Origin of the sequence: Proteiniphilum sp. X52 (assembly GCF_003712195.1) — a bacterium.
Taxonomy (GTDB): Bacteria; Bacteroidota; Bacteroidia; order Bacteroidales; family Dysgonomonadaceae; genus Proteiniphilum.
On record NZ_RDSD01000013.1, the window covers coordinates 91693 to 117919 of the forward strand.

22 protein-coding genes and 1 riboswitch are annotated in these 26227 nt (G+C 46.4%); of the genes, 12 read left to right on the forward strand and 10 right to left on the reverse strand.

The genetic code is table 11. The features are described from left to right. Positions 1-20: 20 nt before the first annotated feature. The 3 genes from D7D25_RS11405 to D7D25_RS11415 all read right to left on the reverse strand — a co-directional run bounded on the left by D7D25_RS11405 (position 21) and on the right by D7D25_RS11415 (position 4653). On the reverse strand, positions 21-1175 hold the full coding sequence (locus D7D25_RS11405) for a YncE family protein (protein WP_122969086.1): 1155 nt from the start codon (positions 1173-1175) through the stop codon (positions 21-23). A gap of 2 nt (positions 1176-1177) precedes the next feature. Further along, entirely contained in the window at positions 1178-3139 is a 1962-nt protein-coding gene (locus D7D25_RS11410; protein ID WP_122969087.1) for a TonB-dependent receptor, read from the reverse strand. Between the two features lie 387 nt (positions 3140-3526). Beyond that, positions 3527-3740, reverse strand: a riboswitch (cobalamin riboswitch). 91 nt (positions 3741-3831) lie between these two features. Beyond that, the gene (locus tag D7D25_RS11415) at positions 3832-4653 is read right to left on the reverse strand and encodes a hypothetical protein (RefSeq protein WP_122969088.1); all 822 of its coding nucleotides are present in this window, start codon (positions 4651-4653) and stop codon (positions 3832-3834) included. 256 nt (positions 4654-4909) lie between these two features. Between D7D25_RS11415 and D7D25_RS11420 the strand changes: the two genes are divergently transcribed. From D7D25_RS11420 to D7D25_RS11470, 11 genes are all read left to right on the forward strand, one after another. Next, on the forward strand, positions 4910-6367 hold the full coding sequence (locus tag D7D25_RS11420; protein ID WP_122969089.1) for a CCA tRNA nucleotidyltransferase: 1458 nt from the start codon (positions 4910-4912) through the stop codon (positions 6365-6367). A 187-nt stretch (positions 6368-6554) separates the two neighbouring features. Then, entirely contained in the window at positions 6555-7433 is an 879-nt protein-coding gene (locus D7D25_RS11425; RefSeq protein ID WP_122969090.1) for an ABC transporter permease, read from the forward strand. Positions 7434-7448: 15 nt separating this feature from the next. Continuing rightward, entirely contained in the window at positions 7449-7697 is a 249-nt protein-coding gene (locus D7D25_RS11430) for a DUF3098 domain-containing protein (RefSeq protein WP_019540618.1), read from the forward strand. A 32-nt stretch (positions 7698-7729) separates the two neighbouring features. Further along, complete coding sequence (locus D7D25_RS11435; protein ID WP_122969091.1) at positions 7730-8614, forward strand: undecaprenyl-diphosphate phosphatase; 885 nt, start codon at positions 7730-7732, stop codon at positions 8612-8614. A gap of 5 nt (positions 8615-8619) precedes the next feature. Then, positions 8620-9300, forward strand: coding sequence for a tRNA pseudouridine(55) synthase TruB (truB, locus tag D7D25_RS11440; RefSeq protein WP_122969092.1), 681 nt, complete (start codon positions 8620-8622; stop codon positions 9298-9300). 29 nt (positions 9301-9329) lie between these two features. Beyond that, positions 9330-10382: a tRNA preQ1(34) S-adenosylmethionine ribosyltransferase-isomerase QueA gene (gene queA, locus D7D25_RS11445; RefSeq protein ID WP_122969093.1), complete on the forward strand. Its 1053-nt coding sequence runs from the start codon at positions 9330-9332 to the stop codon at positions 10380-10382. Between the two features lie 55 nt (positions 10383-10437). Further along, entirely contained in the window at positions 10438-10935 is a 498-nt protein-coding gene (folK, locus tag D7D25_RS11450) for a 2-amino-4-hydroxy-6-hydroxymethyldihydropteridine diphosphokinase (protein ID WP_122969094.1), read from the forward strand. A gap of 130 nt (positions 10936-11065) precedes the next feature. Further along, complete coding sequence (locus tag D7D25_RS11455; RefSeq protein WP_122969107.1) at positions 11066-11980, forward strand: patatin-like phospholipase family protein; 915 nt, start codon at positions 11066-11068, stop codon at positions 11978-11980. Further along, positions 11977-13671 carry an alpha-amylase family protein gene (locus tag D7D25_RS11460; protein WP_122969095.1) on the forward strand — a complete coding sequence of 565 codons (1695 nt, stop codon included), beginning with the start codon at positions 11977-11979 and terminating at the stop codon, positions 13669-13671. The genes D7D25_RS11455 and D7D25_RS11460 overlap by 4 nt, the downstream gene beginning before the upstream one ends. A gap of 313 nt (positions 13672-13984) precedes the next feature. Continuing rightward, positions 13985-14920 (forward strand): ribose-phosphate pyrophosphokinase, encoded by a 936-nt coding sequence (locus tag D7D25_RS11465; RefSeq protein WP_122969096.1) that lies wholly within the window; start codon positions 13985-13987, stop codon positions 14918-14920. 124 nt (positions 14921-15044) lie between these two features. Then, complete coding sequence (locus tag D7D25_RS11470) at positions 15045-15452, forward strand: DUF4332 domain-containing protein (protein WP_122969097.1); 408 nt, start codon at positions 15045-15047, stop codon at positions 15450-15452. A gap of 222 nt (positions 15453-15674) precedes the next feature. On the opposite strand, the gene D7D25_RS11475 is transcribed toward D7D25_RS11470, so the two are convergent. Beyond that, positions 15675-16184, reverse strand: coding sequence for a low molecular weight protein-tyrosine-phosphatase (locus D7D25_RS11475; RefSeq protein WP_185140251.1), 510 nt, complete (start codon positions 16182-16184; stop codon positions 15675-15677). 457 nt (positions 16185-16641) lie between these two features. Between D7D25_RS11475 and D7D25_RS11480 the strand changes: the two genes are divergently transcribed. Further along, positions 16642-17112 carry a YbaN family protein gene (locus D7D25_RS11480; RefSeq protein ID WP_255417277.1) on the forward strand — a complete coding sequence of 157 codons (471 nt, stop codon included), beginning with the start codon at positions 16642-16644 and terminating at the stop codon, positions 17110-17112. Positions 17113-17156: 44 nt separating this feature from the next. On the opposite strand, the gene D7D25_RS11485 is transcribed toward D7D25_RS11480, so the two are convergent. From D7D25_RS11485 to gyrA, 6 genes are all read right to left on the reverse strand, one after another. Next, complete coding sequence (locus D7D25_RS11485) at positions 17157-18380, reverse strand: HD domain-containing protein (protein ID WP_122969110.1); 1224 nt, start codon at positions 18378-18380, stop codon at positions 17157-17159. Between the two features lie 83 nt (positions 18381-18463). After that, positions 18464-19288 (reverse strand): orotidine-5'-phosphate decarboxylase, encoded by an 825-nt coding sequence (pyrF, locus tag D7D25_RS11490; protein WP_122969111.1) that lies wholly within the window; start codon positions 19286-19288, stop codon positions 18464-18466. 138 nt (positions 19289-19426) lie between these two features. Continuing rightward, the gene (gene prfA / locus D7D25_RS11495; RefSeq protein ID WP_122969098.1) at positions 19427-20509 is read right to left on the reverse strand and encodes a peptide chain release factor 1; all 1083 of its coding nucleotides are present in this window, start codon (positions 20507-20509) and stop codon (positions 19427-19429) included. Between the two features lie 7 nt (positions 20510-20516). Beyond that, the gene (locus D7D25_RS11500) at positions 20517-21692 is read right to left on the reverse strand and encodes an AIR synthase related protein (RefSeq protein ID WP_122969099.1); all 1176 of its coding nucleotides are present in this window, start codon (positions 21690-21692) and stop codon (positions 20517-20519) included. A gap of 476 nt (positions 21693-22168) precedes the next feature. After that, a complete protein-coding gene (locus D7D25_RS11510) occupies positions 22169-23446 on the reverse strand; it encodes a lipopolysaccharide assembly protein LapB (protein ID WP_122969101.1) in 1278 nt (425 codons plus the stop codon). A 158-nt stretch (positions 23447-23604) separates the two neighbouring features. Then, positions 23605-26148: a DNA gyrase subunit A gene (gyrA, locus tag D7D25_RS11515; RefSeq protein ID WP_122969102.1), complete on the reverse strand. Its 2544-nt coding sequence runs from the start codon at positions 26146-26148 to the stop codon at positions 23605-23607. Positions 26149-26227: the final 79 nt, after the last annotated feature.

A 26227-nucleotide genomic window follows, 5' to 3' on the forward strand; every position in this document is an offset into this window, starting at 1 on the left:
AAAAAATTCAAAACAGCTTCTTAGTTGTCTTGAGCATATAAAAAAGCGAAGTGGCCGGGTATGTCGCCCGTATCCACTTTCCATTTCAATTTCCCGAATTTGTTGTAACAGAATAATGTTCCGGGCGTTACATAATCAATAGCATCGGTCACATATATGTCTTTGTTTACGGGATTTACTTTTACCCCGTAAGGAATAACGATGTCTTTATCTGTGCCGTCCTTTATGAAATTGCGCGACACGACTTCTTTGGTCCTTATGTTGAAAATACCATAGGTAATGGTGTTGCGTTGCGTATTGTGGCTCCATTCCACAGCATAGACATAGGCCGAGTCTCCCAAAATATCGAGATTGCTCACAGCCATGTTGAGCGAGCCGGTAACTTTTTCTGTTTCCAAGTCAATAAAGAATAATTTGGAGGGATTGTTGTAATAGTCGCCCCTGCTGCTTACAATCAACTCATTGTATTTGGTGGCCCTTAATCGGTGGAGGTTTATAGCCACATCAATTTTCTTTTCTTCTTTAAATGTTTCGAGGTCGATAACCGACACCGTGCGGTCGTAATTAGGGAACATATAACCACCTGAATTGGCCACGTATATCTTATTGTTCACAATTGCCAACTCTTCGGGTTGATATCCCACATTAACGGTACGCAATACTTCAAGAGAAGCCGTATCGATTTCAGCCACATAGCCCATGCGGGCATTCTGGTCGAACTTGACGGGTGCCACATAAGACGAAGCGTATGCTTTGCCGTTGTGGAACTTAATGTAACGCACATTGGGTATTTTTATTTCCCCGACATGCTTTGCCGTTTTGGCGTCCATCACCTCAATATAGTTCGACACGTTAATAACGGCATACAATTTGCTCCCATAAATGCCGATATCGTTTCCCACGTCGCCCAACTCCTTGACCACCGTTGGATTCGCCTCCGCATAAATGTTGCGTTTGTATTTCCCGGTTGAAAAATCAAAATAATCGAGTGTGGCGCGGTTGCTGCCCATGTTTCCCTCGTTGAGCAGATAGAACCCTTTTAGGTTTCCCGTGTTTTCTTCGGTGACTTTTGTCTCAATGGACGTTGAGTAGAGTATTTCGTATTCTTCCCTGCATCCACAGAGCAAAAGGATAAATGATATTGCCCCGGATAAGATTATTTGTTTTCCATTCATTTCTACAATGTCATATTGAGCGTTAGTCTATAATTACGTCCCGGCATGGGATAACTTAATACTACTTCGTAATGTTGATCGAGCAGATTGTTGATGTCAAATGCAACCCTATATTTCATTTTCCCTCTTCCCGGGAAGTCTTTTCGGAAGCTTATGTCATTGGTGTACCACGGTTGCATTTGTGTGTCTAAACTGTTGAATTTGGCGTTGTACCTTTTTCCGGCATAGATGAAACTGTAATTCATCCCCCACGATTTGTATTCAATCGAAGCTATCGCCGATCCACTGTGCCACGGAATATAGGGAATTTGGTGTCGGTAGTTTTTATCTTTTTCGCTCGTCACATCTATGGCTTCCTGATAGGTATAATTGAGTTTTACGGTGGACACCATATCTTTTATCGGTTCAAAAGCAACATCTGTTTTTATCTCCAACCCGCGTATGTCTACTTTGCCCAAATTGACCATTGTCCAGAAATAAGGGTTATTGGCAGGCATGGCGATGATTTTATCCGTAACCTGATTGTAATAAATATCCGTTTGCGCATACACATACTTTATCACGGACGACTTGGTATTTAAGCGATAATTAGCTCCCAAATTAAATTGCACAACATATTCGGGCTTTAAGGCACGTGTCCCGATGAATGTATAATACAAGTCGTTGAATGTAGGCATCCTGAAAATCTTTTTATAAAATGCCAGAATGTTGAAATCCTGTTTTTTGAAGGGTTTTATGGACATTACTATGGCCGGTGTCAATATCTTTTTACTTGGAGCGGGTGCATTCTTTTTCACTTTCTCGTTCACAAAAGTACCCAACCCGCTTGCTTGCAGCTTAAACCGGTCAAAGCTCAGTTCGGCGGCGGCGGCCGTGAGCAGGGAGTGTCGGGTAGGGTAAGAGAAATCGACGATGTTGGATTTCATCGTGTTGAGCGTAAAGTCGGCGGCAATGTTGAATTGCAGATAAGGCAGCACCCGGAATTTATTTGCCGATGAAACATACCAGCTCTCTTGCAGGTATTGATTGTCCACATAAGTAGGGCTTGTCCAATCGCCATCCACATATCTGTTATAATTATTGGCATATTTGGCATTTAGCTTAGTAGCGTAAAGGTTGCTGAATTTCTTTTCGTAGCGTCCTTGTATGAAATAATCCTCGTCATACATGCGCTGACCGTGCCCCCATACATTCTTCACGACAAATCCCGGAAGTCCCCTGTGCGAATAATAGTAGTATCCGTGCAGATTCCACCGTTCATCTTTTCTTTCCTTAAAAAGGAATGCTTCGGTACGTACTGCCGTTATATCGCCATTTTTGCGTGTTGCCGTGGTATCATAAGCGACGGTGCCGTCTTTGAAAACTCTTTTGTATCGGAACGGATATTTTCCATCGGACGAAACAAACTCGTTGTTCAACGTGAACGAATAACTTTTTCCCAACTTTTGTTCCCATAATAAAGAGGGATTAAACAACATAAAGGAGCCACCCTTCACACGGACATTGATTTTTGTTTTTTTATCGCCCTCAAAAAAAGGCCGTTTGGTCTGCATGTAAATGGTTCCGGCTGCGCCATAGTCTTTTGCCGATTGAAATATGCTGCTCTTGTGCCCGTTATGCAAAGAGACGTATTCAAGGTTATCCAACGAAAACTTGCCTAAATCCACTTGTCCGTTCTGGGCATTTTCCAATTGAACTCCATTGTAGAATACTCCCGTATGATTGGTTCCCATACTACGGATATTCACTGTTTTCAGACCGCCAATGCCTCCATAATCTTTCACTTGTACGCCTGAGAAATAACGGATGGCATCGGCGACGGAGAAGCCGCCCAGTTTTTCCAACTCTTTTCCGGAGAGTTTTTGTCCGGGAATCACTTCTTTGGGCGCGTCAGCCGTTACCACCACTTCGGGCAGGTGTTGCAGGCTGTCGGTTTTATACTGTGCGGCAACACCCGATGTCATGAATAGGGTCGTTGAAAATAAAAAAAGCTTATCTTTTATCACTGAATCAAAAATGTTTTATAGATACAACAAAACGGCCCGCGCCTCCCATGTTATTCCTGTTTTGGGCTAATAAACGCGCTTTCCCATTGGCAACGCACATATCCTGAACCGCATCACTGATAAACACGCAATGACAACCGCAGGCCGTAATAAGTACGGCCAAAGGAAAAACTATGGACAAGCAAATTCATCTTGCCGAAAATTCAGCCCTCGGGAAATGAGGTTTGGAAGTAGAGTCAACCCACCAAGCAAGTGGTTTTTTGTAAAAGTGAGTAAGTGAAATAATAAAATGGAAAACCGCCGTGGCGTGTGTTTTAGTACTTCAAGCTCCAATCCCCGAAAGCTATGAAACATTTGTATTTTGGCAGGTCTTCTGACTTGCTCGTCCGTTGTGCCACCTTCCCGGCCCGATTTGCGGGGCCAGTGGATTTGAGCATTGCACAAGGACTTTGGTTGAGCTTACAGCAGCGGGTCTGTTCAGGATTCGCACCTGATTCCCTTTTCATTATTCATTTCGAAGCCATTTGAAATGAACAACACCAAAATTCAATACAAAGATAGGTTGTTTTTTTGATATTATTCAATAAATTTTCAAAAAAAGAAGATAAAGGTATAACCCAGCCGGTTTACAGGGTGGGGCGTCTCCCGGTTTATTGATTCCTGCCCTCCAAGTAGCGGACCAATGCTTCGCTTTTTTCTTTTTCTAATTTCAGCCGTTCAATGTCCAGCAACAGGGAGGAGAGTTCGAAAGAGTCACTGACACCTTTTTTGGCGGCATCGGTCATTGTGACTGTGACACTCCGCTTACCGATAAATTGAATGGAGATCGGTTGATTCCGGAAGGTATAGATAAATCCGGCAACTCCGTTTTCACTGTTTCCACTGTATCGGACAATCTCATAGGCCTTGTCCTGTGTGTTGAACCGGTAATTCAACCCGTCGGAAGTAACAGGCAGCGTCTCGGCATAATTTCCGTCGGCAGTGCTCACCTTGACCTTATTATGCCTGACGGTACTCCCCGAAAGGATACTTTCGATAAAGAGCACCCCTTTTTCCCGAACACCTGAACGCAAGCCGTTTCGGCTTAAAGACGACTGATGCGGGTATGCCTTGGGGTAGTACTCACCGAATTCCTGGTACCGCTCATCGCGCACATAATCGAAACGGCTGAGTTTGCCATTGAGCTCGGCGTATTTTACACCAAGCATCGAGTCGCAATACACAATATTTCGCCTGTTTTCCGCCATGCGTATCTGTTGCATAAGCGCGAATCCGGCGTTGATTTCATCAAAAGATTTAGGGAAAAGAATTTTAATGCTGTCGATCTTCAACTTGGCCAGCGGATAATTGCCTTCCTGATATGCTTTTCCCGCTTGGGAAAGATATTCTTTTGCTCCTCTGTTTTTTCCCGAACAGGAAAAAAGGAGAAGCACGGAAAAGAACACTACGGTGGCCTGAAAAGAAAAACGCATCTCAATAATAGTATTTTATGCACGCGGAGGATTGCCCTGCGGCCTTGTTTACCTCTGCAAAATTACAAATATATTCCTCATCAAAAGCTGTTATAAAGCACAATTATTGTAATTTTGCAATTCGTAACAGATAATACACTGTAATGTAATCATTTCGGTCTAACGTACATTCCACATCCAATAAGGAAACGTGTCCGTCAAACAATACGGGCACATGGCGAATGACGACAAACCGGGCTAAAAACTATTATTATTTATGGAGATATCCAGGGAAGAGATACAGGCGCATTTAGACAAGAAGATATTCAGATTGATTTCGGAAACGGCCGATGAGATGGGAGTAGCATGCTACCTGATCGGCGGTTATGTGCGTGATTTCTTTCTATACCGCCCGTCGAAAGACATCGATGTGGTAGCGGTCGGCCAGGGGATCGAACTGGCGAAAGCAGTGGCGGAAAAACTGGGAAAGATGGGTAAGAAAAGCAGGATCTCGGTTTTTAAAAATTTCGGCACGGCGCAGATAAAGTACAAAGAGTATGAAATTGAGTTCGTGGGTGCCCGGAAAGAGTCTTACCGGCTGGATTCCCGTAAACCTATCGTGGAAGACGGCACGCTGGAAGATGACCAGCGGCGGCGTGATTTTACCATCAACGCCATGGCTTTCTCTCTGAACAGGGAGCGATACGGGGAATTGTCCGACCCTTTCCACGGGATGCAGGATCTGGAGGATTTGATCATCCGCACGCCTCTTGATCCGGATATCACCTTCAGCGACGATCCCCTGCGGATGATGCGCGCCATCCGGTTCGCCTCCCAACTCGGTTTTGATATCTATCCCGACACATTCGACGCCATCGGCCGGAACAAGGAGCGTATAAGCATCCTTTCGATGGAGAGGGTGATCGATGAACTTAACAAAATAATTCTCTCACCTAAACCCTCCATCGGATTCATTCTATTGGAAAGGACAGGTCTCCTCGATATTATTTTCCCCGAATTGACCGCCCTGAAAGGAGCCGAAACGAAAGATGGAGTGGGGCATAAAGATAATTTTTACCATACGCTCACAGTGCTGGATAATATCGCGCGGCAAACGGATAACCTTTGGCTGCGCTGGTCCGCGCTTCTTCACGATATCGCCAAACCCGTCACCAAAAGATGGGATCCACGGCTGGGTTGGACTTTCCATAACCATAATTTCATAGGGGAGAGGATGGTGCCTAAAATCTTCCGGAGGATGAAATTGCCGCAGAATGAAAAGATGAAATATGTGCAGAAGATGGTATCACTCCATATGCGCCCCATGCAACTGGTGGAGGAGGTGGTGACCGACTCGGCGGTGCGCCGCCTGCTCTTTGATGCCGGCGACGATATCGACGACCTGATGACATTGTGTGAAGCTGATATCACATCGAAGAATCCCGAGAAAGTGCGCAGGTTTCTGAACAACTTCAAGATCGTGCGCGGGAAATTGGAAGAGATCGAGGAGAAAGACCGGGTACGTAATTTCCAGCCACCGGTGGATGGTAACGAGATCATGGAGATCTTCGGTCTTCCCCAATGCCGTGAGATTGGCTTGCTGAAATCCGCGATAAAAGAAGCCATATTGGAAGGGGAGATACCTAACGAACGGGAAGCTGCTTTTCAGTTTATGTTAAAAAAAGCCGCGGATATGGGGCTTACCCCCAAAGTGGAGAGAAGAGTGGGAAAGTGATTTTTCATGGGAATGAAGACACTGTCTATTTTTCCAAGACTATGGCGGGCCACGACAAAAAAACCACGATAGTGAAAAGACCTTAATATTTCACATACGTTCCTTTTTCTGCGATAATTTTTATTACTTTGCAGTTTATTTGGAAAAAGTGCATTCTGTGCGTTTTTGCACACTATCTGTAACTCGTATGACTGGCAAAAAAAAGGTGTCTACCGCTCGATTCTTAAACGCTAAGATCACCTCCACTATCAGTATCTCGCTGGTGTTGGTGTTGTTGGGGATTACCATACTGATTCTTTTCATGGGAAACGGATTGTCCAGATTTGTAAAGGAGAACATGAGTTTTAACGTAATGCTCTCCTCAGAGGTGTCGGATGCCGAGATATCAAAGATCAGGAATCATCTGGATGCCCGGCCGTTCGTCAAGTCATCACGATTTATCAGCAAGGAAGAAGCCAAGGAGCAACTCATCAAGGATTTGGGTGAAGACCCGGAAGAACTGCTGGGGTACAATCCGGCGCAGGACTGTATTGAGATCTTTCTCCATTCGGAATATGCCAACAGCGACAGTATCGCGGTCATCAACAAGGTGATCCGGCAGAATAGCAATGTGACAGACCTGCTCTACCAGCAGGAGGCGATTGACCTGATCAACGACAATCTCTCGAAAGTGATGACTGTCTTACTGGTTCTTGCCGCCATACTGTTATTGATATCCTTCACGCTCATCCGTAACACCATCCGCCTGAGCGTCTACTCAAAACGGTTCATCATCCATACTATGAAATTGGTGGGGGCTACCGGCAGCTTTATCAGGCGGCCATTCGTGGTGAATAACATTTTCACGGGCATCATCGCGGGTATTATCGCAAATCTGATTATCCTTGGCATCATCACCTATTTCAGCAGAGAGTACGCTGAAATACAACCCATTGTCAACTCGATGGAGTTGATCATCATATTCGCCATCGTGATTCTGCTGGGAGTGGTTATCTCCACCATAGCCACTGCTTTCGCGGTCAACAGATATGTGAAAATGAAGTCGGACCAGTTGTATTATGTATAAAAACTATCACCCAATATGTCTCAAAAAAGTATTGCTTTAAGTAAAACAAACCTGATTATCTGTGGCATCGCCATTCTTCTTATCATTGCCGGTTTTCTCCTGATGACAGGGCCGGCCACTACTTTTGAAGGTGGATTTGAACCCGATATCTTCAGCGCCAGGCGAATAAAATTGGCTCCCGTGGTTTGTCTTGCCGGTTTTGTGCTGATGGTAGTCGGCATTCTGTATCCCTCGAAAGAAAAAAGCAGCGTGACCGGAAAATAATCCCATCACCGGATACTGAAAACATATTATCCATGAGCATATTAGAAGCAATCATCATTGCAATTGTGGAGGGGCTCACAGAGTTTCTTCCGGTATCGTCCACCGGCCATATGATCATCACCCAGGCCTTACTGGGAATGGAGAGCACTGATTTTGTGAAAGCATTCACTGTGATTATTCAGTTCGGTGCCATTCTGTCGGTAATAGTCCTCTACTGGAAACGTTTTTTTCGTCTTAATCCGATGATTGTCTTCGATAAAGAAGCAGTGCGTGGCATGTCTGCCGGAAAAAGGATGTGGACTTACCTGACCCGGTTCATTTACAAATTCGATTTTTACTGGAAACTGTTCATTGCGGTCATACCGGCCGGAGTGATAGGTTTGCTTCTCGGTGATCAGATCGACAGACTGCTCGAAAATGTAACTGTGGTGGCAGTAATGCTTGTGCTGGGGGGGATTTTTATGTTATTCGTGGACAGATGGTTCAACAAGCCGTCTCAGGAACAATCGATAGGGTGGAAGCGGGCGCTTACGATAGGCTTTTTCCAGTGTATCGCCATGATTCCCGGTGTTTCACGTTCCATGGCCACCATTGTAGGGGGGATGACCACCCAACTTACCCGCAGGAATGCCGCTGAATTCTCATTCTTTCTGGCCGTACCTACTATGGCGGCGGCGGCAGGATACAAGCTTTATCAACTGCTGAAAGATCCTGTCAGCGCTGACTTGCTGAAGGAGAATATGTTACTGCTCGTTATCGGTAACGTGGCAGCATTCGCGGTGGCAATCCTGGCTATCCGCTTTTTTATTGATTTTCTCACCCGTTATGGGTTCAAGGCTTTTGGTGTGTACCGTATCATTGTAGGTGGCATACTACTCGTTTTGGTTTTTTCAGGTGTAAGCCTGACTATGGTATAAAAGACATGGATTTTATCGAAGGTGAAATTCTATATATCGATAAACCGTTACACTGGACTTCGTTCCGGGTGGTTAGGGTTGTCCGCGCCAAATTATGCCGCAGGCTGGGAATAAAGAAACTGAAGGTGGGGCATGCCGGGACGCTTGATCCGCTGGCCACGGGAGTGATGATCCTCTGCACCGGGGGAAAGACCAAGCTTATAGAGTCATTACAGGCCGAGACGAAAGAGTATATCGCGCATGTTCGCCTCGGAACAACCACCCCTTCGTTCGATCTCGAAACAGAGGTCGATGCCGAATATCCCACGGCCCATATCACCAGAAAGATGGTGGAGGATGTGCTTCGCCGTTTCACAGGCACCATAGAACAGGTTCCACCTGTTTTTTCGGCTGTCAAGGTCGATGGAAAAAGGGCATATGAGTTGGCCAGAAGAAATGAGGATATTAAACTAAAACCCAAATTATTGGTTATAGATAGTATCGAATTGATTTCTTATAATATGCCGGATATCACCATCCGTGTGGTATGCGGTAAGGGCACCTATATAAGGGCGTTGGCCCGGGATATCGGCAAGGCGCTGGAGACCGGCGCGCACCTTACCGGCTTACGGCGTACAAGGGTGGGGGATGTAACGGTGGATGATTGTCTGAATATAGATGATGTAGATCAGTTTTTGGACGGATAAAATATAATTGATACAGGATTTTTTAACTTATGAAGCTTTCTCAATTTAAATTCAATTTGCCGGAAGAGCTTATCGCGAAATACCCTACGGCACATCGCGATGAAGCCCGGTTATTGGTTGTCCACAAGAAATCGGACCAACTGGAGCACAAGGCCTTCAAAGAGGTGTTAGATTACTTCAATAAAGGGGATTTCTTTATTTTCAACAACACCAAGGTCTTTCCCGCGCGTTTATTCGGAAACAAAGAGAAGACCGGCGCCAAGATAGAGGTCTTCTTGTTGAGGGAGTTGAACCCCGACCAACATCTGTGGGATGTGCTTGTCAACCCGGCACGCAAGATACGTATCGGTAACAAGTTATATTTCGGGGAAAATGAAGAGTTGGTGGCGGAAGTGATTGACAACACCACTTCGCGTGGCCGCACCTTACGTTTTCTTTATGACGGCCCATACGACGAATTCAAAAAGCAGTTGTTCTCGATCGGGGAAACCCCTATTCCGGAGTATCTGGAACGGAGCGCGGAACCGGAGGATGTGGACAGATACCAGAATATATTTGCCCAGAATGAGGGAGCGGTGGTGGCTCCTGCCGCAGGTCTGCACTTCAGCCGCGAACTAATGAAAAGAATGGAGATAAGGGATATCGATTTCGGTTTTCTTACTCTCCACAACGGCTTAGGTGCTTATCGAATGATCGATGTGGAAGACCTGACCAAGCACAAGATGGAGTCGGAACAGATGATTATTACCGAGGAATTGTGTGAAAAGGTGAACAGGGCTAAAGACGCGGAGAAAAATATCTGTGCGGTCGGCACATCCGTGCTTCGCGCGGTGGAGACCACTGTCAGTACCGACGGCCACCTCAAACCAAGGGACGGATGGACCAATAAGTTCATTTTTCCTCCCTATGACTTCACACTCACCAACAGCTTGATCACCAATTTTCATCTGCCTTATTCCACATTACTGATGATGGCTTGCGCCTTCGGAGGATATGAAAAGGTGATGAACGCGTATGAAGAGGCCATCAAAAAGAAATATGCTTTCGGGGCATACGGAGATGCAATGCTGATTGTGGATTAGTGTTCAAAACCTCGTAAGGGTAGGTTTTCCGCGCCCGACATACTAGTTAAATCGCATGAACGGAATGAATGAGTATACCGTTTACCTGGCATTAGGATCCAACCTCGGCGACAAGCAGAAAAATATAGACGAGGCTTTGGATAAAATTGAGGAGCGGATAGGAAAGATTACTTCCCTTTCCGCTTTTTATTTGACATCCCCCGTCGGATTTCAATCGGAGAGCATATTCGTGAATGGTGTGTGCGAAGTGTCCACCCACATCAATATTTATGAGTTATTCGCAATCACTCGGGACATTGAAAAAGAGATAGGCAGATGCCACAAAAGTAAGAACGGGCGGTATGCGGACAGGATAATAGATATCGACCTGATATTGGCCGGTAATCTGGTGATCGATACGCCTGAGCTGACCGTTCCACATCCGCGATTTCATACCCGCTCTTTCGTCCTGGATCCTTTGCGCGAAATCGCGCCCGATCTTATTCATCCACTATTGGGAAAACCGATACGACAATTATGGGAGGAATTACACCGCGGACAGTTCGGCCATTAATCCCTGTCGGCTCACTCCTGCATAGGTTTCAAACTTACCTGCGAAACGTGAATAAGTGGACAATCGGCAAGGAATAATCGAAAAAAAGTCCCATATTTGTGTCACGAAACATCGGAAAGGAGATGAGATCATGGCAATCTTCAGTAAAAGTTACGATCATTATTTAGGTTATGCCCTGAGCGGAGGCGGTGCCAAAGGGTTCGCCCACCTCGGCGTATTGAAAGTATTGGAAAAATGCGGATTGAAACCCGATGTGATCGCGGGCACCAGCGCGGGAGCGCTCGCCGGCGTTTTCTATGCCGACGGCTACCATCCGGATGAGATTGTGGAACTCTTCCGTAAAAGGGAATTCCGTGAATTTGTCGAGTTCACCATTCCCACAGCCGGTTTTTTCAAAAGTACCGGATTGCACAAGTTTTTAAAGAAAAACCTCAGAGCCAAACGTTTTGAGGAACTCCAGATGCCTTTCCATGTGGTGACCACTGACTGGGAGAGGGCTTGCACCGTCACCTTCTCCCATGGCGACGATCTGGTGGAAGCGGTAGTGGCCTCCTGTTCCATCCCCATCGTGTTCCAGCCCCAGGTGATCCATGATGTACCCTATGTGGATGGGGGACTGCTGAAAAATTTCCCTGTCTCGGTCATCCGGAAAAATTGTAAATATGTGATCGGGGTAAATGTATCCCTCATCCTGCCTCCTCCGGAAAAAACCAATATTCGCAGGATGCTGGAACGGACATTTAATCTGATGTCGAACTCCAACACCCTCATCGACAAGGCCTATTGTGATATACTCATCGAGACCCAAGGAATAGAAAAGTACTCCATATTCGATCTGCAGAATCAGCTAAAGATCATGGAAGCAGGATATCATTGCGCCATAGAGGCAATGAATAAAGACGAATCGCTGGAAATCGTGAGAAGATGCCACAGGCACTACGCACTCACCAGGAAAGTACGTGAACAGCTTCAATGGATCAAAGGGTGGAATGAATCACAACACCCGGAAAATGCCTGTGTTGCCGAAAACCCAAACGTCTCATGAACCGGAAAATGTTTATCTATCAGCTGTTACCGCGACTATTCGGTAATAAGGCCGCCGACAATAAAACCAATGGCTCCATTGAAGAGAACGGAACAGGAAAATTCAATGATATTTCCGATACCGTATTGCAAAAGATAAAAGCAAGCGGTTACACCCATGTCTGGTATATAGGGGTATTGGCCCATGCTTCCACCACCGACTATACCGCGTACGGGTTGCCGGCGGAATACCCGGAGATCATCAAAGGCAAGGCAGGATCGCCCTATGCGGTGAGGGACTATTACGATGTTGATCCCGACCTGGCGGTGGATGTCCCCGGCAGGATGGCGGAATTCGAGGCGTTGATCCGGCGGACACATGCCGCCGGCCTGAAGGTGATCATCGATAACGTGCCCAACCATGTGGCCAGGAATTACCGCTCCGTCAACAAGCCGAGTGGAGTAAAAGACTTTGGCGAAGGAGATGATACCTCACAGGCTTTCTCGCCTCAAAACAACTTTTATTACATCCCCGGTCAACCGTTAGAAATACACCGCTCACACAGGGAATCGACCGCTCCCGCATACAATGAGTTTCCCGCGAAAGCGACCGGCAACGACTGTTTTTCCCACCGACCGACCCAGTCCGACTGGTATGAAACGGTGAAACTCAATTACGGAGTGGATTACCTGAACGGGAGAAAACCGCATTTTGATCCCATTCCCGACACATGGATAAAGATGAGGGATATCCTCCTCTACTGGGCAGAAAAGGATGTCGATGGCTTCCGGTGCGACATGGCGGAGATGGTACCGTTGGCTTTCTGGCGGTGGGCAATCCCTCAGGTAAAAGGACAATTCCCGAATATCATATTCCTGGCAGAGATATACAACCCTTCGGTATACCGCGATTTTCTGGCTGACAATGTTTTCGACTATCTCTACGATAAAGTGGGACTGTATGATGTGTTGCGAGATGTCTCCCGCGGCCATAGGCCCTCTTCCGACATCACTTACGCCTTAAACGATGTGGGCGATATCCAGCACAGGATGCTCAATTTCATGGAGAATCATGACGAGCAACGGCTGGCATCCGACTATTTCCTAAAGGAGGGAAGCAAGGGGAAAGCCGCCATGATCGCCACTTGTTGCGTCAATACCAATCCGGTAATGATATATGCCGGGCAGGAGCTGGGAGAAAGGGGAATGGATGAAGAGGGATTCAGCGGAAGGGACGGACGTACCACCATCTTCGACTATTGGTCGGTAGACACGCTGCGGCGATGGAATAACAACGGCCGATGGGATGACGCGCTACTCTCCGGGGAGGAGAAGCAGTTACAGCAATTCTATCGGCGGCTGATCACCTTATGCAACAAGGAAGCAGCCCTTGCCGACGGCCTTTTCTACGACCTGATGCCGTCGAATTATGAAAACCGGGAGTTCGACTCCTCCCGTCTCTTTGCATTTCTGCGGAGTGACAAAAAAGAGCTGCTGCTGGTGATCACCAATTTCGATGACGCCATACAGGAGTGCACCGTGCATATTCCTCGACATGCTCTCACATTTTTCGAAATAACGGATACAGGAAGGGGAGTTTTGACACCTCTGCTACACGAAAATGGCAAAGAATTGCCATTCATGTCGGGCTCACCGGTCAGAATTTCACTCGATCCCTATTCGGGAGAAATTTACAGAATTTCTTTTTCTTAGATGCTGTTTTGAATTTTTTCATCCATTGTTTTTTAGCCATTTTTTGATGGATTTGGATTTTCATTGATTGAAATGTGGCGGGCCACTTAAAAGAAATGAAAGTTCAAAGGCGCGAAAAAGAGCAAAAAACAATATGAAAGAGTGGAAAAATAAGCGTGAAATAATTACTCGTAAAATTCAAAACAGTTTCTTAATATATTATTTATTAAGTTGACTTTTTTGTACTTTTGTTGGGATTTTCAGTAGGCTATTTGCTTTAGAGAGAAGAATCATATTAAGATCCAAATAATTATTTTTCAGAAAACTATCAGTAATGCAGGAGAAACCATTTAAAATCTTTTCGGGCACTAAGTCACGCTACTTTGCGGAAAAGGTATGTAACAGTCTGAGTTGCCCGTTGGGTAACATGATCATTGAACACTTTGCCGACGGGGAATTCGCTGTTTCCTATGAAGAGTCGATCCGCGGCAAGCAGGTGTTTCTTATCCAATCCACCTTCCCCAGTTCCGACAACCTGATGGAGCTGTTGCTGATGATTGATGCGGCTAAACGCGCTTCAGCAAAATCGATTGTCGCTGTAATTCCCTATTTCGGTTGGGCACGTCAGGACAGAAAAGACAAGCCCCGCGTAAGTATCGGAGCGAAGCTGATCGCCGATATGCTGGCTGCCGCGGGAATCAACCGTTTGATTACGATGGACCTTCATGCCGATCAGATCCAGGGTTTTTTCAACACACCGGTGGACCACCTCTATGCTTCCGGCGTTTTTGTAGAACATATCAAACAGCTCGACCTGCGTAATATGGTCATCGCTACTCCCGATGTGGGGGGCACCAAACGTGCCAGCGCCTACTCCAAATTCCTCGGATGCCCGATGGTGATCTGCTATAAGCTGAGGAAGAAAGCCAATGAGATATCGGACATGCAGATCATCGGTGATGTGCAGGGTATGGACGTGCTCCTCATCGATGATATTGTGGATACTGCCGGCACCATTACCAAGGCGGCCGACCTTATCATGGAGAACGGGGCCAACTCGGTGAGGGCTATTGCCAGCCACGCAGTGATGTCCGATCCTGCTTCCCTGAGGGTCGACCAGTCAAAACTGACAGAAATCATTTTCACCGACAGCATTCCCTATTCCCAAAAATCGGAAAAAGTAAAAATACTTTCCGTGGCCGACATGTTTGCCGACTCCATCATGAGGGTATGCAACAACGAATCCATCAGTTCATTGTATGTGGTGTGAAATTGTAGGTATTTTTTCCACACATTCCCTGAAACTCGAACAGAACTGAGTCTGTGACTTCAAAAATGTGACTATATTTGGGCAGGAATCAATTTGAAGTTAAATCCTATAAAAATCATTCGTTATGGCTTACAAAATTGAAGAAATTGAGGGAATAGGTCCTGTTTACGGGCAAAAGTTGAGGGCTGCCGGTGTCACCACCCCAGAAAGCTTACTCGAAAAATGTGCCGGTAAATCCGGTCGTGCCGCTATGGCGAAAGAGACAGGCATCGATGAAAAATTCATCCTGAAATGGACCAACCATGCCGATCTTTTTCGTATACCCGGTGTCGGGCCGGAATTTTCAGAACTGCTGGAGGCAGCCGGCGTGGATACAGTGAAAGAATTTCGGAATCGGAATGCCGAAAACCTGTTTGCCAAAATGCAGGAAGTAAACGAAGTCAAGAAACTGGTTCGCCGCATGCCGTCTTTGGGACAGCTCACCAAAATGATTGAAGAGGCGGGGAAAATAGAACCGAAGATGACTTATTGATGCCCGGAACAAAGGGTAGGGAAAAACGGTTGATTTCTCAGCCGTTTTTTTTTGTAGATAGATCCTTTTCACCTACTTCTCATATCATAAAATAGTATCGGTAAGGGAAACACTTCCGTTGAAAAGGCATTATGATATGGATAATTGGCCGTCTACTCCGGGTAAGTCAATCGTTTATAATTTTATTGGATACAACCACGAATATGGCCAGTTTTTTGTCTTCTAAAGGCTGTGTTTCTTTTTGATGGCTTGCAGCAACCCTTCGCAGGCATCTTCCAGCAGGTCGAGCACCAGCTCGAATCCTGATGCTCCTCCGTAATAGGGATCGGGAATATGATCGTGATGAGTGTATTGTCGGGAGAACTCGGTCATCATATGGATCTTATCGGTTTGCCGCTGACTCGTAGCCATTCCTCTCACATTGGTGAAATTCTGCCTGTCCATCACCAGGATATGATCGAAATCATCAAAATCGGATTTTCTGAATTTTCGGGCGGGACTATCCAAGGTGTATCCTCTTCTTTCACCATGCGACCGCATACGCTCATCGGGGAGTTCACCTTCGTGCCATCCGGAAGTACCGGCCGAATCCACTTCAATAATGTCCTGCAGGCCGTACTTCTCCACGATAGTCGCCATAATGCCTTCAGCAGCCGGTGAACGGCAGATATTCCCAAGACAAACAAAAAGCAAGCGGATGTTTTTTTTCTTTCCCTCTGTAGAAGCCATCATTTATATTTAAAACAGATTTTTCATAACCTTAACAATATCCGCAAAGATAAGGGAAATTCAGTGAAGTACAAAAATTATATTCCCCATTCATTGATTCTCTCTGACCAACACGATTACTCCGTCGCAATTTCTTATCACTTTCGCAGTTATGAGGTTTTGTGGATAAAAGAATGATAGGTGTAAAGAATTATGTTTCCAACAACTCCATATTAAAATCTATCCGGTTCTTTCATCACTATACCATATTATTTGCCTAAATTTGCAGTTCAGGTTTTTCTTATGAGTGTGGAAATACTTAAATCCGGCTATCCGCCACCATAGGCTGGTGATTTAAGCCGGGTTCGTGGCCAACACTGCCTCCTCAATCTCTTATGGAAAAAATAAGCCAAGCCCCCAAAGCACTCTTTGCTTTGCAGGGTAGGCTGGTTTTTAAGTTCAACTAAAAAGGAATACATTTATGGATAAAATTCCGGGTCTGCATAATCGTCCTGTTTCACAGGATCTCTCCATCGCCGTATCTGAAAAAGAGGTCAAACTGGAGATCAAAAAAAACAGAATCATACGTCTCCTCTATGTCATTGGAGGTACGGTCTCACTTGTACTTGCCATTTTGGGAATCGTGGTGCCGGGTCTTCCGGTAACTCCCCTGGCGCTGTTATCGGCTTTCCTCTATGCCAAAAGTTCCCCAAAATTATATCACTGGCTGTTGAACAACAAAATATTAGGTCCCAAGATCAAAAATTACCAACGCCGGAAAGGCATTACCCGGAGAGGAAAAGCAGGTGTGCTTGCTTTTATGTCGATTATGGTGTTATTTTCCTCATTTTTAGTAATCGGTCCCGGCACACTCAGATGGGTAATCATTTCCCTCGGGATTGTCGGCTGCATCGTTGTGGTGTTCTTTGTGCCCAACGCGAAACAGGAATGATATGCTTCGCGCGATAGAGGATAAATGGATAGATAGAGAGATAATCAATCTCTCAGGTAGGTGAAATAATATTTTTTTACTTTTTTCGACAGCAGTTCGATATTGAGCATATCCGACGCTTTGGAAATATCTTTCACTTCACCGTTCTTGTAGATGATATCGATACTGTCGTCTTCTTCGCTATACATGTCAGTCGTCAGCATATCCGACGAAAGGAAATAGGCCGCTTCGCGCGCGGTAATACCGAATTTTTTCATGTACGACGCCATATAAGCTGACATTTTTTCCTCACTGCTCTTTTCTTCAGTGATCTCAATTTTAAACAGCCTGCGGTTAACCATACCGTCGCTTAACACCGCCAATACCGTATCCGGGTTCGTAACCCATACTTTCAGCGCAGACCAGATATCGTTATCGTCCAGGTCAACGAAATGCCGTAAAGCCTCTCCATTATCTTTAAAATCAGCCATAGTGCTCTCTTTCGACAAAAAATAGGAGAGAGCAGGGGAGGCGAACAGTTTTTCGCCCATCATGGATAACTCCTTGGCGCGCCGAAGCGTATTGATCATCATCTTCTCCGCCGCCACCGCGGTTTTGTGCAGATAGACCTGCCAGTACATCAGTCGTCGTGACATCAGGAAGTTCTCAATGGAATAGATTCCTTTGGATTCCACAACCAGTTTATCCTCTTTCACATCGAGCATTTTGATAATACGGGCGGAACCGATATTTCCTTCCACCACGCCGGTAAAGAAACTATCCCGGCGCAGGTAATCGAGCCGGTCCACATCCAGTTGTCCGCTCACCAGCCGGTGAAGGAACCGCTTGGGATAATTGTCCGTGAAAATATCGATAGCCATTTGCAGGCGCCCATGCCACTCCTCATTCATCCGCTCCATAAGCAGCAACGAGATGGTCTCATGGCGGATATTCGTGACCAGGGTGTGTTCCAACACATGCGAAAAGGGGCCGTGGCCGATATCGTGCAGCAGGATAGCCGTCAAGGCGGCATCGGTTTCCTCTTTCGATATATCGTGCCCTTTTTCTTTCAGCGTCTTGAGAGCTTCATCCATCAGAAACATTGCTCCGATAGAATGATGAAAGCGGGTATGTTGCGCACCGGGATATACAAAGGGTGCCAATCCCAGTTGCCGGATACGGTTAAGCCGTTGCAGAAAAGGATGCTGAATGATCTTATAGATGAAATCATTCGGGATATGGATAAATCCGAACACCGGATCATTGATAATTTTCCTTTTCTGAAACATATTCATCTGAGAGATATTTTGAAATAGTTTTTTGCGCGATATGGGTATAATTTTCAGAATTATTTTTCCGGATAATCCTGGGTCTACAGATATTTCCTGAGCATCTCCCGCATCTCCTGCTGTAGGTTTCTCGCCTCTTGTCCGGCAGCATAAGCAAAATCCTCACCGTCATCGGCATAAATAATTCCCCGTGAAGAGTTAACCAGCAGGCCGCAGCATTTGTTCATTCCGTACCGGCACACTTCTTCCAACGCCCCCCCCTGCGCCCCCACGCCGGGAACCAGCAGAAAATGGCCGGGCACGATCTTCCGCACATCCTCAAAGAGTCTACCTTGGGTCGCGCCTATCACATACATCATCTGCTCATCGGTCGCCCATTGCCGCGAGACACGCAGTACTTTTTCGAAAAGGCGCTCGCCTTCACGGTCCTCGGTCAATTGGAAATCATGCGATCCCTTGTTACTGGTGAGAGCAAGCAGGATCACCCACCGTTGGGAATAGATCAGGAACGGCTTTACGCTATCTTCTCCCATATAAGGAGCCACCGTCACCGCGTTCACTTTCACTTCATCGAAAAAAGCGCGGGCATACATCTGGCTGGTATTCCCGATATCGCCTCGTTTGGCATCGGCAATGACAAACTGATCCGGATAGCGCTGGCGGATATAGGCAACGGTTTTTTCAAACGCCATCCATCCTTTCACCCCTTCGCTCTCATAAAAGGCGAGATTGGGCTTATAAGCCACGCAGTAAGGTGCTGTGGCATCGATAATGGCTTTATTGAATTGGTAGATCGGATCTTCCGCCTCCAGCAGGTGATCCGGAATCTTTTTTATATCCGCATCGAGTCCCACGCAGAGGAAGGATTGCTTCTTGCGGATCTGTGCAAAGAGTTGTTGTTTGGTCATATATTTTATACGGTTATTGTATTTTTTATTTCGGTGCATGGAATTGACTCGCATTCGGTCGTCGAACGTTGTTTCGCATTGCGGGTATACAATTCTTAAATTATTTTATTGGACAAGCAGGAAAGAAACCATACGTTATCATTCCGCCTCTTTCATCCTTTCCGCATTTTCGCTCACCATCAGCTGGTCAATAACACCCTGTATATCACCCTCCATAAAGGCCGACAGGTTATAAATCGTGTAATTGATACGGTGATCGGTAACCCGTCCCTGGGGATAGTTATAAGTACGGATCTTGGCCGACCGGTCGCCCGTGGAGACCATCGTCTTTCGTCGTGAGGCGATATCCCCCTGCCGTTTGGAGAGTTCTATGTCATAAAGTTTGGTGCGCAGCATCTGCATGGCGATCTCCCTGTTTTTGAGCTGTGAGCGGGCCTGCTGGCAGATTACCACGATCCCCGACGGCCGGTGGGTAAGCTGCACTTTGGTTTCCACCTTGTTCACGTTCTGCCCGCCGGCACCGCTCGAACGGGCGGTATGAAAATCTATATCGGCCGGATTAAGTTCCACATCGAATTCTTCCGCCTCGGGCAATACGGCCACGGTAGCCGCCGAAGTATGCACGCGCCCCTGGGTTTCTGTCTGCGGTACACGTTGCACGCGATGCACGCCCGATTCATATTTCAACGTACCATACACATCGGTACCACTCACTGTGAAAATGATTTCTTTATAACCGCCGGATGTACCTTCGGTAAAGCTGACCAGTTGAGTGGTCCACCCCTTGCCTTCACAATATCTGGTGTACATTTTGTAAAGGTCTCCCGCGAAAATGGCGGCTTCGTCGCCTCCGGTACCGCCACGGATCTCCATCACCACATTCTTGGCATCCTCGGGATCGGCGGGAATGAGTAACCATTTAATCGTCTCTTCCAACAGGGGTAGTTTTTCGGTATGAACCATGAGTTCCTCATTGGCTAGTTGCCTTAAATCGGCATCCGACTCGTTGGCCAGAATATTCTTCGCTTCGGAGATACTCTCCAACGCGGCCTTATACTCATTCCGCACCTCCACAATCTTTTGAAGGTCGCTGTATTCTTTGTTCAGTTTCACGTAACGATCCATATCGGAAATCACTTCCGGATCGGTAATCAATGTTCCCACTTCTTCGAAGCGGGTGACCAAATGCTCTAATTTATCAAGTAATGAGTTTTGCGACATATAGTGTTTATCTGTAACGGAATTGTCCGAATTCACTTTCGATCACCAGTTCACGGACATCCGATTTTTCGACATATCCCACAATCCGGGCGTCTACATTGAACGAGCGGGAGATATCCATCACCTGTTGCGCGTGTGTGGGAGAGAGATATATCTCCATCCGGTGCCCCATGTTGAATACTTTGTACATTTCGTCCCATGCCGTGCCGGACTGCTTTTGGATCAGGTCAAAGAGCGGAGGGAGAGGGAATAGGTTGTTTTTCACCACTTTGAGTCGTTCTCCCAGGAAATGGAGTATCTTGGTTTGCGCTCCTCCGGAGCAGTGAACCATTCCGTGAATATGCCGCCTTAATTCTTTGATTATCAGAGATATGACAGGAGCGTAGGTGCGGGTAGGGGAAAGCACCAGTTTTCCGGCGTCAATCCCCAGATCATCCATTTCATCCGTCAACTTCATCCGGCCGGAATAGACCAAGTGGGCGGGGATGGAGGCATCATAACTCTCCGGATATTTTTGTGCCAGATAATTGGCAAACACGTCGTGGCGTGCCGAAGTAAGCCCGTTGCTGCCCATACCGCCGTTGTATTGTTTCTCGTAGGTTGCCTGTCCCGATGAGGAAAGTCCGACAATCACATCGCCGGCCTGAATGCGGGCATTATCAATGACATCGGAGCGTTTCATACGGCAGGTAACCGTGCTATCCACAATAATAGTACGTACAAGATCACCCACGTCGGCTGTTTCACCGCCTGTGGGATAAATATGCACCCCCAGTCCTGAAAGTTCTTCGCACAATTCATGGGTGCCGTTAATGATGGCCGAGATCACCTCTCCCGGGATCAGATTTTTATTTCTGCCGATGGTGGAAGAGAGCAGGATATTATCGGTGGCGCCCACGCAAAGGAGGTCATCTATATTCATTATCAATGCGTCCTGTGCTATACCTTTCCATACGGAAATATCGCCGGTCTCACGCCAGTATATATAGGCTAACGATGATTTGGTGCCGGCACCGTCGGCATGCATGATATTGCAATATTCAGGATCGTTACCCAAATAATCAGGTACGATCTTACAGAATGCTTTCGGAAAAATGCCCTTATCGACTGTCTTGATGGCATTATGCACATCTTCTTTGGATGCCGAAACTCCTCTCTGTATATATCTTTGATTGTCAGTCATTCATTTTATATATTGGATAATTTTTTCGGATTTCGTTTATGATGAAAACAGGCCGGTACTCTTACCGCACACTTTGGTTGGATTACTGTTGTTTCTAGTTGTTTCCAAGTGATAGATCGCGTACACGAATTTATTTTTTAATCTTGTCCGGATATCTTGTCCGGATATATGGGTACAAAAGTAATAAAAATGTGTCAATGGGTCAATATGCCGGTAGCCAATAAAATAACCCAATTCATTTCCTATAATAACTATTATGTTTAATATATTGTTGGCGTTCTCCTCGCTTGTTCCCATTCTCTTCGCTTGGCCGGTCCCCGCCGCTTCAAAGGATAGATGGATTCGTGATTCTCCCATGACAATGACGGAATAAAAAAATGCAAAAGAAAAGAGCCCGGTGCGATACCGGGCTCCAGCGTGGTATGGTTGCAACTTAGTTGCATACATTTCAAGCTTAGACGCGAAACTCGAATTATTTAATTCTCCAAATTGAGTTGATCTTCTATAACTTTCAGTTGCGCGGACTTATCGACTCCCAATACACTTAAATTATAATATACATTCCTAAGCAACATAAGCACTCCATTCACTTCTTGCTGCGAAGCATTCCTTGCTTTTGTAACTTGTTCCAATTTTTCCAATAAAGGAAGTGACTGCTGGTATAACTCCACTGTTTTTTTATCGTTTTCCAGCTGCTGTTGTCTGCTGGACAAGGTAGCGGTTTCTTCTTTTATTTCCTGCGCCTGAATAATATAATTCCTTCCAAGGTTTTCCAGGGCTCTCTCACAATTGGGATCTTGTGCCAGGGCTTTCTTATACTCGGCCTCAGCAGCGGCATAGTCTCCCTTTTCGGCAAGGAGTGCTCCCTTCACACTGTTCAGGTCGCACGAGTTGGACGGATCGTTAACAATGGCCTGATCGAGATATCCCATTGCTTTATCACCTTCCCCATTCCGAATAAGCACATTGATCACGGTGGGCAAAAAATACTTGCTTTTGGGAAATTTTTCGGCACCGAGATAAAGTGTTTCAACAAATTTGACAGAGTCACCCAATTTTTCGTATTCGCTTGCCATCAACTCGTAAATATCACTTTCCTGATATACGCTGTTCTCAATGAACGGTTCTTTAGCCACGCGTTCCAGCATAGCCAAAGCTCTTTCGTGCTGCTCGGCAGAGATGGCGGAAATGATGGCGTAATACTTGATAGTCTGATAGGTGCTGTCCAACACGAACGCGTCTTTCTGACCTTCGAACATGGGCAACGCGGGTATATTCCAGTAAATCTCGAAGAAATCCGCCGCCTTCTTATAGTCTTTCTGTTCGTTGTAATAGACTCCCCCGTTGATATAAAAAGGATGATTGGCGCGCACGATGTTACTGATATCTTTGCGTACCCGGTTTCTCACTTTACCTTTGTCATCAGGGAGTTCAGCCAGTGAATCGGCCTTCAGATAAGGTTGATAAGACTCCAGGAGTCCATCATACATCACCTTCTCCTTAGCCTCCTGGTTCAGCATGGTTTTGGTTCTCTCATTGTCGAAAGCTTTATTGCCAATATCCCCCATCACTTTCCATGTTTCCGGATCAGTGGCGGTCTCCGGATTCGTGGAGGCCTGCTGGATCAATGTGCGTGCTTCTTTCAGATCGTCTCGTCCTAATGCTCTTTTAGCATCTCTAAGAGCCGATTTCTGCGCGAGAATACTTCCCGTGGAGAAAATGGCAATCATAGTGAAGAATAGAATTCTTTTCATTTTGTCATATTTTTGTGATTAAACTATTTATACGAGATGGAACCTTTCGGTTTCGTAATCATCTTCATTTGATAACGGTATCTTGCTATGTATTGACTAAAATATATCAAAAAGTTTAATGAGACAATGAATTTTATGGGTCCATACATATGTCCCGATTATAACAGTCCATCGCTGTCTGTGCTTGTTTCTTCGGTCTGCTCAGGGAGATTTTCCATATCTTCCGCCTCTTCCTCCTGGGAATTCACTTTGCAAACGGAGGCGATCTGATCGTTCCTCTTTTCCAAATTGATAAGACGAACGCCTTGTGTGGCACGTCCCATAACACGAAGGTCGGAAATTTTCACACGTATTGTGACGCCGGATTTGTTAATTATCATTAAATCATTGTCGTCGGTCACACTTTTGATGGCGACCAGCTTGCCGGTTTTCTCTGTCACATTGAGTGTTTTCACCCCTTTTCCGCCTCTGCGGGTAATCCGGTATACCGGTTCGCCGTCCTCGTCGTTCAGTTTTGTCCTTTTACCGAAACCCTGTTCCGATACCACCAGGATAGTATCTTCCGAATCGGGCTTCATACAGATCATTCCTATTACGCAATCCATACCGTCGTCATCCAATGTCATCCCTCTCACTCCGGTAGCAGTACGTCCCATGGGGCGGACATCCTTTTCGGGAAATCGTATGGCGCGTCCGTTGCGGTTAGCCATGATTACATGCTGGTTGCCGTCGGTCAGGCGTACGGATATCACCCTGTCTTCTTCACGGATGGTAATCGCGTTCACCCCATTCTGTCTGGGCCTTGAATAGGCTTCGAGCGGCGTTTTCTTCACCACCCCCTGCTGGGTACAGAAGAGCAGGTTGTGAGAATTGATATATTCCTTATCCTGCAATGTCTCCACCCGTACAAACGCATTGACCGCATCGTCGGAATCGATATTGAGCAGGTTCTGGATAGCTCTTCCTTTCGAATTCTTGGTTCCTTCCGGGATTTCATACACGCGGAGCCAGTAGCATTTCCCTTTCTGGGTAAAGAAAAGCATATAATTGTGTGTGGTGGCGGGATAGATATATTCCACGAAGTCCTCCTCGCGGGTATCGGTTCCCCTGACTCCTACCCCGCCCCTGTTCTGTGTATGGAAATCGGCCAGGGGAGTACGTTTGATATACCCCATATGGGAAATGGTGATAACCATGTCTTCGTTGGCATAGAAATCCTCAGGGTTCATCTCTTCCGAAGCGAAGATGATTTCCGAACGGCGTTCGTCGCCATATTTCTCACGGATCTCCATCAGCTCATCCTTGATCACTTTCATCCGAAGTTCCTCATTGACCAGGATCTCATTGAGATAAGCGATCAACTTTTGTATCTCCTCGTATTCAGCGCGCAACTTATCCTGCTCCAGGCCGGTCAGTTGCCTTAACCGCATCTCGACGATGGCGCGCGACTGCGGATCGGAAAGTTGAAACCGTTCCATCAGTCGCTGGATGGCCTCCTGCGGTGTGGAAGAACCGCGGATGATGGCGATCACCTCATCGATATTATCGGAAGCGATAATGAGTCCTTCCAGGATGTGGGCACGTTCTTCGGCTTTACGCAACTCATATTTGGTCCGGCGGATCACCACATCAATACGGTGTTCCACGAACAGTTCGATCATCCGTTTTAGCGACAACAATTCAGGACGTCCTTTCACCAGCGCGATACTGTTCACGCTGAAAGAGGATTGCAGCGCGGTGAGTTTATAGAGTTTATTCAGCACGACATTGGCGTTACCATCGCGTTTGATGTCCACCACGATACGCATGCCGTCCCTGTCCGACTCGTCGTTGACATTCGAGATACCATCGATCCTCTTCTCCGAGACCAAATCGGCTATATGCTTGATCAGATCGGCTTTATTGACCAGATAGGGAATTTCGGAGATAATGATTTTATCGTGGGTCTTGCCCGTCTCGATCTCCGCTTTTCCACGCATGACAATACGTCCCCTACCCGTCTCAAACGCCTCTTCGACACCCTTATAACCATAGATATAGCCTCCGGTGGGGAAATCGGGCGCTTTGATATGTTGCATCAACCCGAGAGTATCTATCTCTCTGTCATCGATATAGGCGATAATGCCGTTGATACATTCGGTGAGGTTATGCGGCGCGATGTTGGTAGCCATCCCCACGGCAATCCCCGATGAACCGTTGATAAGCAGGTTGGGAATACGGGTGGGAAGTACCGACGGTTCCTCGAGGGTATCATCGAAGTTCAATTGAAAATCGACCGTCTCTTTCTCGATATCCCTGAGCATTTCCTCGGCCAGTTTGTTCAACCGTGCCTCGGTATACCTCATGGCCGCCGGACTGTCGCCATCGACACTGCCCATGTTACCCTGTCCGTCCACCAGCGTATAACGCATACTCCAATGCTGCGCGAGACGCACCATGGCGTTGTACACTGAGGAGTCGCCGTGAGGATGGTATTTACCTAACACCTCACCGACAATCCTCGCGGATTTCTTGTGGGGTTTATCGGAGGTATTCCCCAATTCCGACATGCCGTAAAGGATACGGCGGTGCACCGGCTTAAAGCCGTCACGCACGTCGGGCAAGGCCCGAGAAACAATAACTGACATCGAATAATCGATGTACGATGACTTCATTTCATCTTCGATATTAATCTTGATGATTCTGTCTTCCTGATCAATCATATTACAAAGTGATTTTTCTCTTCAACTAATATTTCTATGTAGCTTATTAACAGATTAGTGACTGTTTTAAAATTTTCAA